The organism is Dorea sp. Marseille-P4042 (assembly GCF_900290215.1).
Taxonomy (GTDB): domain Bacteria; phylum Bacillota; class Clostridia; order Lachnospirales; family Lachnospiraceae; genus Dorea; species Dorea formicigenerans.
The window spans coordinates 630,389-643,665 of record NZ_OLMI01000001.1 but is presented as its reverse complement, the minus strand read 5'-3'; the positions used below and the strand labels follow the sequence as shown (position 1 = coordinate 643,665).

General features: G+C 41.5%; 10 protein-coding genes. 6 read left to right on the top strand and 4 right to left on the bottom strand.

Going from position 1 to position 13,277, the window contains the following annotated elements; all coding sequences use genetic code 11:
* Window positions 1–13: 13 nt before the first annotated feature.
* The 4 genes from rpoD (at window position 14) to C7E02_RS03265 (ending at window position 4,475) form a co-directional block, all read left to right on the top strand.
* A complete protein-coding gene (rpoD, locus tag C7E02_RS03280) occupies window positions 14–1,144 on the top strand; it encodes an RNA polymerase sigma factor RpoD (RefSeq protein ID WP_005336805.1) in 1,131 nt (376 codons plus the stop codon).
* A gap of 13 nt (window positions 1,145–1,157) precedes the next feature.
* Complete coding sequence (locus C7E02_RS03275; protein WP_022279313.1) at window positions 1,158–1,886, top strand: tRNA (adenine(22)-N(1))-methyltransferase; 729 nt, start codon at window positions 1,158–1,160, stop codon at window positions 1,884–1,886.
* Between the two features lie 61 nt (window positions 1,887–1,947).
* The gene (locus C7E02_RS03270) at window positions 1,948–2,760 is read left to right on the top strand and encodes a Nif3-like dinuclear metal center hexameric protein (RefSeq protein ID WP_005336799.1); all 813 of its coding nucleotides are present in this window, start codon (window positions 1,948–1,950) and stop codon (window positions 2,758–2,760) included.
* Window positions 2,761–2,804: 44 nt separating this feature from the next.
* Window positions 2,805–4,475: a nucleoside kinase gene (locus C7E02_RS03265; RefSeq protein ID WP_005336797.1), complete on the top strand. Its 1,671-nt coding sequence runs from the start codon at window positions 2,805–2,807 to the stop codon at window positions 4,473–4,475.
* 226 nt (window positions 4,476–4,701) lie between these two features.
* On the opposite strand, the gene C7E02_RS03260 is transcribed toward C7E02_RS03265, so the two are convergent.
* The 4 genes from C7E02_RS03260 to C7E02_RS03245 form a co-directional block, all read right to left on the bottom strand.
* The gene (locus C7E02_RS03260; protein WP_105308784.1) at window positions 4,702–6,600 is read right to left on the bottom strand and encodes an extracellular solute-binding protein; all 1,899 of its coding nucleotides are present in this window, start codon (window positions 6,598–6,600) and stop codon (window positions 4,702–4,704) included.
* On the bottom strand, window positions 6,597–7,442 hold the full coding sequence (locus C7E02_RS03255; protein WP_044911649.1) for an ABC transporter permease: 846 nt from the start codon (window positions 7,440–7,442) through the stop codon (window positions 6,597–6,599). The genes C7E02_RS03260 and C7E02_RS03255 overlap by 4 nt, the downstream gene beginning before the upstream one ends.
* Entirely contained in the window at window positions 7,414–8,487 is a 1,074-nt protein-coding gene (locus C7E02_RS03250) for an ABC transporter ATP-binding protein (RefSeq protein WP_105308783.1), read from the bottom strand. The genes C7E02_RS03255 and C7E02_RS03250 overlap by 29 nt, the downstream gene beginning before the upstream one ends.
* 87 nt (window positions 8,488–8,574) lie before the next feature.
* The gene (locus tag C7E02_RS03245; RefSeq protein WP_005331176.1) at window positions 8,575–9,114 is read right to left on the bottom strand and encodes a helix-turn-helix domain-containing protein; all 540 of its coding nucleotides are present in this window, start codon (window positions 9,112–9,114) and stop codon (window positions 8,575–8,577) included.
* Window positions 9,115–9,376: 262 nt separating this feature from the next.
* Here C7E02_RS03245 and C7E02_RS03240 point away from each other — a divergent pair, with 262 nt between their 5' ends.
* Window positions 9,377–10,291 (top strand): substrate-binding periplasmic protein, encoded by a 915-nt coding sequence (locus tag C7E02_RS03240; protein ID WP_242978726.1) that lies wholly within the window; start codon window positions 9,377–9,379, stop codon window positions 10,289–10,291.
* Window positions 10,288–13,275 (top strand): response regulator, encoded by a 2,988-nt coding sequence (locus C7E02_RS03235; protein ID WP_105308782.1) that lies wholly within the window; start codon window positions 10,288–10,290, stop codon window positions 13,273–13,275. The genes C7E02_RS03240 and C7E02_RS03235 overlap by 4 nt, the downstream gene beginning before the upstream one ends.
* Window positions 13,276–13,277 lie beyond the last annotated feature (2 nt).

The following is a 13,277-nucleotide window of genomic DNA, read 5'->3' as shown; positions in this document are numbered from 1 at the left end:
GGATGGACACCACATGGAAGAAAACATAGCGAAATTTGGGGAAAAGTTAAAACAACTGGTTGCTCATGGAAAGAAGAATAAGAGTATCCTGGAACTTCAGGAAATCAATGATTTTTTCTCAGATATGGAGCTTGATGCAGAACAGATGGAGAAAGTTTATGAGTATCTGGAGGCCAATCATATTGATGTGCTTCGTGTAAGCGGAGATGGGGATGGAATTGAGGAATTAGATGATGTTGATGATTCCGATATTGTTCTGACAGATGAAGACGATGTTGATATGGAGAAAATCGACTTGTCTGTGCCAGATGGGATCAGTATAGAGGATCCGGTCCGTATGTATCTGAAAGAGATTGGAAAGGTACCGCTTCTTTCAGCAGATGAAGAAGTAGAGCTTGCAAAGCGTATGGCAGAGGGAGACGAGGATGCTAAGAAGCGTCTGGCAGAAGCAAACCTTCGTCTTGTTGTCAGTATTGCTAAGAGATATGTGGGACGTGGAATGCTGTTTCTGGATCTGATTCAGGAAGGCAATTTGGGTCTAATTAAAGCGGTTGAGAAGTTTGACTATCATAAAGGATTCAAATTCAGTACTTATGCAACATGGTGGATCCGCCAGGCAATTACAAGAGCAATTGCTGATCAGGCCAGAACTATCCGTATTCCGGTGCATATGGTAGAGACAATCAATAAACTGATTCGTGTTTCCAGACAATTACTGCAGGAGTTAGGACGTGAACCTACGCCGGAGGAAATTGCAGCAGAATTAGATATGCCAGTGGAACGTGTCCGTGAAATCTTAAAGATTTCTCAGGAACCGGTATCACTGGAGACACCAATCGGTGAAGAGGAAGACAGTCACCTGGGAGATTTTATTCAGGACGACAATGTTCCGGTACCTGCTGAAGCCGCAGCTCAGACACTTTTAAAAGAGCAGTTAGATGAAGTGTTAGATACTCTGACAGAGAGAGAGCAGAAAGTTTTAAGACTTCGTTTTGGTATGGATGATGGACGTGCACGTACACTGGAAGAGGTTGGTAAGGAGTTTGATGTAACGCGTGAGCGTATTCGTCAGATCGAGGCAAAAGCACTTAGAAAGCTTCGTCATCCGAGCCGCAGTAGAAAATTAAGAGATTATCTGGATTAAGAAAGAGGCGCCTATGGAACTATCAAAGAGACTTACTGCAGTAGCAGGTCTTGTGACAGAGGGCGCCTCTGTCGCAGATATAGGAACAGATCACGGATATATACCGATTCATTTGATAGAACAGAACTTATCACCGAAAGTGATAGCGATGGATATCAATAAGGGACCGCTAGAACGTGCGAGAATTCACATAGCAGGCTATGGAATGAGTGACCGGATTGAGACAAGGCTGTCGGATGGACTGGCAGCAGTAAAGCCGAAAGAAGTGGAGGAGATAATCGTTGCCGGAATGGGCGGCGGTCTTGTGATTCACATTCTGGAAGAAGGAAAACAAATCGTCAGCACATTAAAAGGCTGCATCTTACAGCCTCAGTCTGAGATACAGAAAGTACGGGAATATCTTGTAGAACATGGGTTTCGGTTCGAAGCAGAAGATATGGTAGAGGAAGACGGGAAATATTATCCTATGATGCGGGTGGTACCACCAGAATATTGTGAACATAAGACGGCCGACCGGCAGGAAGATTGTAAAAAAGAGGAATGGAAGTACCTTTATGGACCACTACTTTTAAAAAACAAAAATCTGATATTATATGAATATCTGAAGCGTGAAATCCGTATTCGTGAAGATATACTTCTCGGTCTTGCCGGAAAAGATGGTGAGCGGATAAAAGAGCGTATGACAGAAATTGAACATGAACTGGAAGTAGCAAAAAAAGCAATGTCTTACTATGAAGAGTAAGAAAAGCATTGTAAGAAAAACATTGTTGAATACTATGTGAATATTAGAGAGGAATGATTGTATGCAATGTAAAGATATTATCAAAATAATAGAACAGGACTATTCACCAAGATATGCTCTTTCCTGGGATAATGTCGGACTGCTGGCAGGAAGAGATGATAAAGAAGTTGCAAATATATATGTGGCACTGGATGCTACAGATGAAGTGGTAGATGAGGCAATTTTGGCAGGTGCAGATATGCTGGTGACACATCATCCTTTGATTTTTAGCGGTATGAAACAAGTGAATAATCAGAATTTCATCGGCAGAAGATTAGTAAAACTGATTCAGCATGACATTTCTTATTATGCTATGCACACGAATTATGATGTCAAAGGTATGGCAGATCTGGCAGCAGATTATCTGAAACTTGAGAATTGTCAGATACTGGATGTCACCGGAGAAAATGAATCGGGAGAACCGGAAGGTATTGGCCGTGTCGGAGAGATACCATCTGCTTCTGATAATGATGAACAGAGAAATGAAATTTCACTGGCAGATTATTGTGAAGAAGTCAAGAAAGCATTTGCCCTTGATACAGTGAAAGTATTCGGTAATCTGAAGCAAAATGTTCACCGAGTAGCAATTTGTCCGGGGTCTGGTAAAAGTGATATTGATCAGGCGATTGCAGCAGGGGCTGATGTCTATGTGACTGGAGATATCGGTCATCATGAGGGGATTGACGCACTTGCAAGAGGACTTAATATCATCGATGCAGGACATTATGGGGTGGAGCACATATTTATCGGCGATATGGGGAATTATTTACGAGCACACCTTTTGGGAGTCGAGGTCATAGAAGCCCCAGTGAGTCATCCGTTTACAGTAATATAGGGAAAGCTTTATAGAAGCAGTCATGATATAGGGAGGAGCGGAAGATGGAAGAGAAAAGAATGTATCATGTAAAAATTAAAAATGAAGTGAAAGAATATGAAGCTGGTATCACATATCACGACATTGCGAAAGAATACCAGAAAGATTATGAGCATGAGATTGTCCTGGTATTTGTAGATGGAAAACTTCAGGAACTGCACAAGCGTCTGAAAAAAGATTGTGAAATCAGTTTTGTTACAACAGCGGATCCCATTGGACATGAGGCATACAAACGAAGCATGAGTTTCCTTCTTGTAAAAGCAGTTTATGACGTGGCAGGACATAAGAATATTGACAAGGTTCGGATGCATTTTGCAATAGGACCGGGATATTATTGCACGATTACCGGCGAAACAAGAGCCGATGATGATTTTCTTGAGCGCGTCGAGTCGAGGATGCACGAACTTGTGGAGGCAGATCTATCAATCAAGAAAAGAACGGTTCATACAGATGAGGCAATCGGACTTTTTGGACAGTATGGAATGTATGATAAAGAAGAATTGTTTCGTTACCGCCGTGTATCCAAAGTAAACCTTTACAGCATCAATGAGTTTGAAGATTATTATTATGGATATATGCTTTACAGTACAGGGTATCTGAAATATTTTAAATTATATCGATATGATGAAGGATTTGTACTTCAGATGCCAGAGATTGATAAGCCGGAGATCGTGCCACATTTTCAGGCGAGAACAAAGTTCTTTCAGGTCATGAAAGAATCTGTGAAATGGGGAGATATTCAGGAGATTGAGACGGTTGGCGGATTGAATCGCAATATTACCAGTGGAGATGTTCAGGAGACTGTGCTTGTGCAGGAAGCAATGCAGGAAAGAAGAATTGCAGAAATTGCACAGATGATTGCTTCCAGACCGGAAATCAGATTCGTATTGATTGCGGGACCGTCGTCTTCCGGAAAGACTACATTTTCACACAGACTGTCTGTACAGCTTCGTGCAAATGGAATGCGTCCTCATCCGATCGCAGTAGATAATTACTTTAAAGAAAGAGAAGAGACTCCGAAAGACGAGAAGGGAAATTATAATTTTGAAGGACTTTGTGCAGTGGATATTGATCTGTTCGAGAAACAAATGCAGGAACTGCTGGATGGAAAAGAAGTGATAATTCCAAATTTTGATTTTGCGAAGGGACATAAAGAATTTGTAGGAAGTCCATTGAAACTTGGAGAACACGATATTCTGGTTATTGAAGGCATTCACTGCCTGAATCCAAAGCTGACAAAAGCATTGGCAGATGAGAATAAGTTTAAAATTTATATCAGTGCACTGACACAGCTTAACATTGATGAGCATAACCGGATTCCAACCACAGATGGCCGGCTTCTTCGAAGAATTGTGCGAGATGCAAGAACAAGAGGTGCTTCTGCAAAAAAGACAATTCAGATGTGGCCTTCTGTACGAAAAGGCGAGGAAGAGAATATTTTCCCATTCCAGGAGGAAGCAGATGTCATGTTCAATTCTGCTCTGATCTATGAACTGGCAGTATTGAAACCATATGTAGAAGCTCAGTTATTCGGAGTTGAAAGAGAGTGCCCGGAATATATCGAGGCAAAGAGACTGCTTAAATTCCTGGATTACTTTGTTGGAATCGGAAGCGAAAAAGTGCCGACGAACTCATTGCTTCGAGAATTCATTGGTGGTGGATGCTTCCGGGTTTAATAAATGGTGCCGGAATACGCCGTAGAACAGGAAATGCAATTTCCTGTTCTATAAAAATAAATCCAAACGATTCAAGATATCGTTTGGATTTATTTTTTTATGTAATAGGAAACTTCGTTTCCATTACATAAAAAAACGCTCCGCGAGGATCGCACTGCGGCGGATAAGAAACATGTCGCATATTGCGACCCGCCGCAGGCGGAGAATCTCGCAGGCGAGATTTTTTTTATTTGGATTTTACCTGACGCCATAATTCATTGTATATGGCATCATTTTCATCTCCCAGGAATTTGAATGTTTCGCAATTTTCCAGTGCTTTATCATCTGGAAATACAATTGGATTATTACGGTATTCCGGATCGAGGAGTTTTCTTCCTTCCTCATTCGGGATGGAATAGGTGATATAGTCGAAGTTCATCTTAGCAATGTCCGGACGGCACATGAAATTGATAAAAGCTTCTGCGTTTTCTTTATTCTTTGCGTTTTTCGGGATGACCCAGGAGTCAATCCACATGTTACTTCCTTCTTTTGGAATGACATATTCCAGGTCCGGATTTTCAAGCTGACAGGTGATAGCTTCTCCAGAGTAGATGACAGCGAGAGCAGCCTCATTTCCAATCATTTTATCACGGGCCTGATCGACAACATAGGCCTGGACAAGTGGCTTTTGTTCGATCAGTTTATTCTTAGCTTCAGTCAGTTCATCCAGATCGGTTGAGTTCAGTGAGTAGCCAAGGTATTTTAATGTGATGCCAAATGCATCACGGACACTATCCTGCATGAGGATACTATCTTTGTATTTTTCGTTCCACAGAATTCCCCAACTATCTACAGGATCGTCGACCATAGTTTTATTGTAAAGGATTCCTACAGTTCCCCAAAGGTGAGGAACAGAGTATTTATTCTCCGGGTCAAACTCTTTGGAATGCTCCATATAAGTGCTTCCAATATTCTTGATGTTCGGAATATTGTCAAAATTCAGTTCAGCCAGCAGATCATTTTCAATCATACGCTGGATCATGTAGTCGGACGGACATACGACATCGTAGGCAATGGCGCCTGACTGTATTTTTGGATACATGATCTCGTTTGTTTCATATTCTTCGTAAACGACATTAATACCAGTTTCTTCTTCGAACATATCTAAAGTTTCCGGATCGATATATTCTCCCCAGTTATACACAATGACCTGTTTGTCACTGGAACTTTTTGAGCGGATACCATAGAAAATTCCACCTGCCAGAATGAGAACGACCATACAGACCGGAACCACTCTCGACATCATAACTTTGCGGAATTTGCGAAGCTTTGGATGCTGACTGGCAACTTTGGAAATTTTAGCATTTTTTGCACCGGCAGCTTTTTCATCTGGTTTCATGTTGATCAATAACAAAAGAATCATGACAACCAGGAACATCAATGTGGACAGTGCATACATGGAAGGATTGATTCCTTTTCGCACCTCACTGTAAATCTTGGTGGACAGAGTGTCGACACCAGGTCCTTTTGTAAAATGCGTGATGATAAAGTCATCTAAGGACATAGTAAATGCCAGTAGGAAACCGGAGGACACACCTGGCAGAATGTCCGGGAATATGACTTTGAAAAAAGCGTATAACGGAGAAGCACCAAGATCCAGGGCGGCCTCATAAGTGCTGACGTTCGTTTGCCGCAGCTTTGGCAGAACACTCAGGATTACATAGGGAATGTTAAAGGTAATATGTGCAATCAAGATTGTCTTAAATCCAAGGGAAAATCTACATGCGATGAATAACAGCATAAGAGAGATTCCTGTCACAATATCGGCATTTAACATAGGAATATTGGTTACACCAGTCACGACAGTACGCATTTTCTTTCGCATTGCCTGAATACCGATAGCGGCAGCAGTACCGAGAATCGTAGCAATCAGTGCAGATAACAATGCGATGATCAGTGTCGTATAAAGTGCGTTCATAATGGAATTATTTTTAAATAATTCCACATACCATTTTGTTGTAAAACCTCCCCATTTGGAACGGGATTTTGAGGAGTTAAAGGATAATACCATAAGGGTGATGATCGGCGCGTACAAAATGACGCATATCAGCACCAGATAAAACCGTTTAAAAAAATTCTTGATCAAAATGTAGTTCCCTCCCCGTCTTTATCGTATTTTGCAATCAATGCCATACTGATCAAAATGAAGATCATCAGTACAAGGGACATACCGCTGCCAGAGCGCCAGTTACTTCCTTGTTTAAATTCCTGCTCAATAACATTACCGATCAGGAGAATCTTACTTCCACCTAAGAGGTCGGAGATGACAAAAGTTGTCAGTGACGGTACAAAGACCATGGTAATTCCGCTGATGATCCCTGGAACGCTCAGTGGCAGCAGGATTTTTGTAAATGTCTGCACACTGTTTGCACCAAGATCTCTGGCTGCTTCGATTACATTTGTGTCAATTTTGGACAGTACATTGTAAATTGGTAAGATCATAAATGGCAGAAAATCATAGACCATACCAAGTACGATGGCATATGGAGTGTTGATGATTTCCAGTGCCGGTAAATGGAAAAAATGAAGGAGACTGTTGATAACTCCGTTCTTTTCCAACAGGTTCTGCCATGCAATGATCCGAAGCAAAGAATTCATCCACATTGGCAGGATGAAAATCAGTACGATAAAGCTGGACTGATTGACGCCAAGTCCAGTCAGGATCATAGCCAGAGGGTATGCGAGAATCAGGCAGATAATCGTACTGACAAGGGATAACAAAAGTGCCAGTCCCAATGCCTTTAAATTCTCAGGTTCTGTGATCCTGGCAAGATTCATCAGGGTGAATCCACCGTCATTATTCGTCAGACCATAGTAGAAGACCATGATAAGAGGAATGATGATAAATGCTGCTGACCAGAGAAGATACGGACCAGCAAGCATCTGTTTTAATAATTTACTATTCTTCAATTGGTACCGCCTCCTCATCTTCAGATTCTGGTTTTTTCATGATCTGAATATCAAATGGGTCTACGCACAGTCCGACTTCTGCTCCGACTGGGAACATATCGGTGCTGTGCACGAGCCATTCGTAATTATTTGCCATGACTTCCATCTCATAGTGAACGCCTTTGAAAATAACATGTGTAACAACGCCTCGGATCATTCCGTCTTCTGGTTTTACAAGGTCGATATCTTCCGGACGGATCACTGCATCAACAGGCTTCTTCTGACCGAATCCTTCATCGACACACGGAAAGTTGGCACCGAGGATATTGACGAGCCGGTCATGTACCATCGTGGCAGAAAGAATGTTACTGTCACCGATAAAGTCTGCAACGAACGCATTCTTCGGTTCATTATAAATATCTTCCGGTGTTCCTACCTGCTGGATATATCCCTGGTTCATAACGACGATCGTATCGGACATAGTCAGGGCTTCCTCCTGATCATGAGTGACGTAAATAAATGTAATGCCAAGCTCATTTTTTAAGCGGATCAGTTCGTACTGCATATCCTGACGAAGCTTTAAGTCAAGAGCACCAAGAGGTTCGTCAAGAAGCAGGACTTTCGGTTCATTTACAATGGCTCTTGCAATAGCGATACGCTGCTGTTGTCCGCCGCTTAAGGAAGCAGGAGTACGGTTTTCGAAGCCTTCAAGATTAACAAGTTTTAACGCATAACGAATCTTATCATTGATGTAATTCTGAGATTTTCCTTTAATCTTTAGCCCGAATGCAATATTTTCTGCAATGGTCATATGGGTAAAAAGTGCATATTTCTGGAATACGGTATTTAACTGTCGTTTGTTTGGAGCCAGGTTCGTGATATCCTGACCATCGAAGATGATTTTTCCAGAGTCAGGAGTCTCGAATCCACCAAGAATACGAAGCAGTGTTGTTTTTCCGCAACCGCTTGGTCCCAGAAGAGTTAAAAATTCATTTTCCCGGATATAAAGATTCAGTTCGTCTAGTACGACATTTTCATCAAATGCTTTGGATATATTTACAATATCGATTAATTTATTAGACATGTTCATTGTCCTCCAAAAATGTAATTATAATTTAGAACTTAAGGCCGGCTATCAAGGAAGTCCTGATAGATAAGAAGTCTGCTCAGCCTAAAAGTTCGGAGGGGTGCTGACCCATAAAATAACGGCACCGGATGTGCCAAAAGCTTCTATATAATGTTCAGAGTGAGGTGTGAAATAAAAAGATTCTCCTTTTTTTGCAGTGTAACTTTTATGTCCGATATGAATCTTGATACTTCCTTTTAATACATAACCAAATTCTTCACCTTCGTGTGGGAGATCCCGGTAAGTTAATCCGCCAGGCTTTAGAGTCAGACGGATCGGTTCCATCATATTTTTCTGAGCGTTCGGTATAATCCATTCGGTCTTGCTGCCAAGTTCAGAATCAATTTTCTCAAAATAGTCTTCATTTTGAAATACAATCTGATCTTCCGGCTCTTCCTGAAAAAATTCTGAGACGGTTGTGCCCAGACACTGCAAAATGTCCATCAATGTCGCAATGGACGGGGAGGTGAGATCCCGTTCCAGCTGGGAAATAAATCCCTTGGACAGTTCACTGCGGTCTGCCAGCTCTTCCTGGGTGAGCCCCTTGGCGACGCGGAGTTCCTTAATCTTTTTGCCGATATCCATCAAAAATCCACCTTTCTGAAAGAATCATTATGGATTCCTTGTGTTGATTTAAAGTAAACATGATAAAAGCCGTCGCCAACAAAAATAAAATTAAACACAAAGTTTAGTATTTGTTAACAAACGACCTGAAAATCATTATACAGGAAAAATACTAAAAATCAACAGTTTAAATGAAAATAATTGAAAAATGAATGTAAAATTTCAGAATGTAAAAATGAGCAAACATGCAGATGAAGGAAGTTTTTTATGGACATGATAAATCATGAATGCTATAATAAATCAGTTTGACAATACATTTATTTATGGACATAAAGATAAGAACGAAAAGGAACTGGATATGAGAAAAAATCGAAAGAATAACTCCCATACCTATCGGAAAAGAATTTGTATTATGGCAGTTCTTCTGGCTGGCAGTCTTATGCTGGGAGGGTGTGGAGTAAAGAAAGAGAATGCGGCAGACAACGAATTGCCGGAGATTGTCATTGGAATGGATTATTTTGAACCTTACAGTTATCAGGTGAGTAATGGTGAATATAAAGGTATTGATGTGGAACTTGCCAAGGAAGCATTTCAGAGGCTGGGATACCAGCCTAAGTTTGAGAATATAGTCTGGGAAGATAAAGACGAACTTCTGGCAGAAGGAACAATCGACTGTCTGTGGAGCTGTTATTCCATGAATGGAAGAGAAGATAAATATCAGTGGGCAGGTCCGTATCTGTACAGTCGTCAGATGGTGGCTGTAAGAAAAGAGAGTGAAATCAATACGATTCAGGATCTGGAAGGAAAGAAGATTGCGGTTCAGGCGACCACAAAGGCAGAGGAGCTTTTCCTTCATAAGATTGCGTCAGATCTTCCACAAATGGAGCAGGTAAACTGCTTTTCTACGACGAATGAACTTTATGCTGCACTTAGAAAAAATTATGTAGATGCGATTGCAGGTCATGAGGCAATGCTGAGCAGCCTGGTGAGAGATGGAGAGGATGCATACCGTATGCTGGACGAGAGTATCTATACTTCGGAACTTGGAATTGCTTTTAAAAAAGGAACCCACAAAGAAGTAGCACAAGAGCTTACAGAAACTCTCGAAGAGATGCGAAATGAGGGCATTACAGAAGAAATAGTCAAAAAGTACGGATTGGATGCGGATGAAATCCTGCCGGGAGGAAAAAGCAAATGAGCAGACAGGTAAGAACGCAGATGCCGCAGACGCAGAAAAAAGATAAGAGGAGTAAAAGCAAAGGAAAGAAATTTGACAAAAATGCATGCTTATTGGTGTTTGTTCTGATTTTTTCCGGAATCCTGATTTTTCTTCTGTTGACAGCGAGTGATAATAAAAAACTGAATAGTACGTTGAATGAGACATTTGACTTTGCAAAAACCAGGATTGAAAGGTATGAGATCTATAATACGAATGACCAGGTGAAAAGTCTGGTACGCCTGATGGACAAAACAACAGAATTAAGCCGGGTCATAGCACAGGAAGATAATCTCAGTGAGGAGATGCTGGATGAATATGCAAACGAACAGCGTCTGACAGGAATCCTTGTGTTGGATCAGAACCAGAAAGTGACAGAACAGGCTGCAAAAGATGGAGATGCTATGCTATTGTGGCAAAAGCTGATTGAAAGTGATTATGTGTGTGATATTGCCAAGTACCCCCAAAAGACTTATACGACCCGTCTGAGAAATGAAGGAAAGCTCTATGATTTTGCGGCAGTGGCAAGACAGGATGCAGCAGGGATAGTGATCACATATATGCAGAAAGAGGAAGTAAGTGAGTTAAACGGAGACCTGACGATGAAATCGTTATTTGCGGATTTTCCTTTTGAAATGAATGGAAGCATAGTGATCTGTGATGATGACAAGGTTGTCAGTACCAATAAACAGGAGCTTCTTTCGAGTTCTGTAGAAGAATCAAAGTCATTGTATAAAAATGAATTTAAGGCAGGGGGGAATGAAATTGTCTGCCTTCATTCAAAGGCCGGAAACTGGTATGGACGCAAGGAGAAGATTAAAGACTATGATGCATATATCTTTTTCCCGGAAAGCCAGGTTTACATCACACGAAATATTGTATGTGTGATTTATGTGTTACTTGCCTTACTTCTTTTCTCTCTTTATTGGGTGAGCAGGAACAGAACAGAAAAGAGAAGTATCCTTCAAGATCAGAAGAGACTTCGTGTGATCAATGCACTTGGCCATGCATATTCTTCTATTTCTCTTGTGAATATAAAAACAGGGAAAATCGAAATTGTAAAATCTTCAAGGAATATGAAGCCGGATCAGAAAGGGGATATTCTTTCCAAAGCGCACCTGGAGGAACTGATACAGCAGGTTATTACAGATCCATTTCAGGAGAAATATCGTGAATTTATCAATATGAGTACGGTGACACAGCGTCTGGAAGAACGTGAGACGTTGAGCTTTACAGCTCAGACAGTAGAAGGAAGGTGGCTGACAATAATCATTGTGCCGCAGGGATATGATAAAACTGGGGAACTAAGTACAGTTCTGGTTGCGAACCGTGATGTAACAGAGGAAAAAGAACGAGAGATAGAGCGGGATAAGAATCTGAGAAATGCACTCGCAGTTGCGGAACATGCAAACAGGGCGAAAACAGCGTTCCTGAATAATATGTCCCATGATATCCGTACGCCGATGAATGCGATTGTCGGATTTACAGCACTTGCGACAACGCATATTGGCAACACGGAGCTTGTTCTGGATTATTTGAATAAAATCCATACATCCAGTCAGCATTTGCTTAGCCTGATCAATGATGTGTTGGATATGAGCAGAATCGAGAGCGGTTCTGTTCGAATTGAATATACAACGGTACACCTGCCGGATATTTTGCATGATTTAAGAACGATCATTCAGGGATCTGTACATTCCAAACAGCAGGATCTTTATATTGATACACAGGATGTAATTCATGAAGATATCATTACCGACAAGCTGCGTCTGACACAGGTCCTTCTCAATATTTGCAGTAATGCTGTAAAATTCACACCGGTCGGCGGTATGATTAACATTCGTGTTTCGGAGAAGCCATGTAGAAGAGATGGATACATAACGGTCGTTTTCAGTGTGAAGGATAATGGAATCGGAATGTCTAGGGAGTTTAGAAAGCATGTGTTTGATTCTTTTTCAAGAGAGCATACTGTTACGGAGAATGGGATTGGAGGAACCGGTCTTGGAATGGCGATCACCAAAAACATTGTGGACATGATGGGCGGTACAATTCAGGTTGAAAGTGAAACCGGAAAAGGAACAGAATTTACAATTATGCTTGAATGCGAAACATCAGGAGAGACAGTGAAACGGGAACCTGTTCCAGAGCTAAAAGGTGCCAGAGCGCTTGTGGTGGATGATGATGCACAAACTTGTATGAGTGTGAGCAGAATGCTGCGTGAGATTGAAATGACGGCAGACTGGACAACTTCTGGAAAAGAAGCGGTACTTCGGGCAAAAGAAGCGTATGAACAGAATCAGGAATTTAAAGTGTATATCATTGACTGGCTGATGCCGGATATGAACGGAATCGAGACAGTACGCAGGATTCGTATGGTGGTTGGAAAGGAGTATCCGATTATTATCCTGACTGCCTATGACTGGTCAGATGTTGAACAGGAGGCAAGAGAGGCGGGAGTAACCGCATTTGTGTCAAAACCGTTGTTTCTTTCAGAGCTGCGGGAAGTTCTGATGAGTCAGGCGCAAAGAGAACTCCTTAAGAATGAAAAACAGAAGGATCAGGCGAAAAACCGAAAGAGTTATGCAGGTAAAAAAGTCCTTCTTGTAGAGGATAATGAGTTGAATCGCGAGATTGCAACAGCAATCATGAAAGAAATTGGTCTGGAAGTGGATACAGCAGAGGATGGCACAGATGCTGTGAATATCATGTCATCAGCAGAAGGCAGGAAATATGATCTGATTTTTATGGATATTCAGATGCCGAAGATGGATGGCTATACTGCAACCCGGGAGATACGTACGCTGAACAATCACAAATGTGCGAATATCCCAATCATTGCGATGACTGCAAATGCTTTTGAGGAAGACCGTAAAAAGGCGGTCAAGGCTGGTATGAATGGTCACATTGCCAAACCAATCAGTGCAGATGTAATTCTGGAACATCTGGATCAGATTTTTGAAGGATAAAG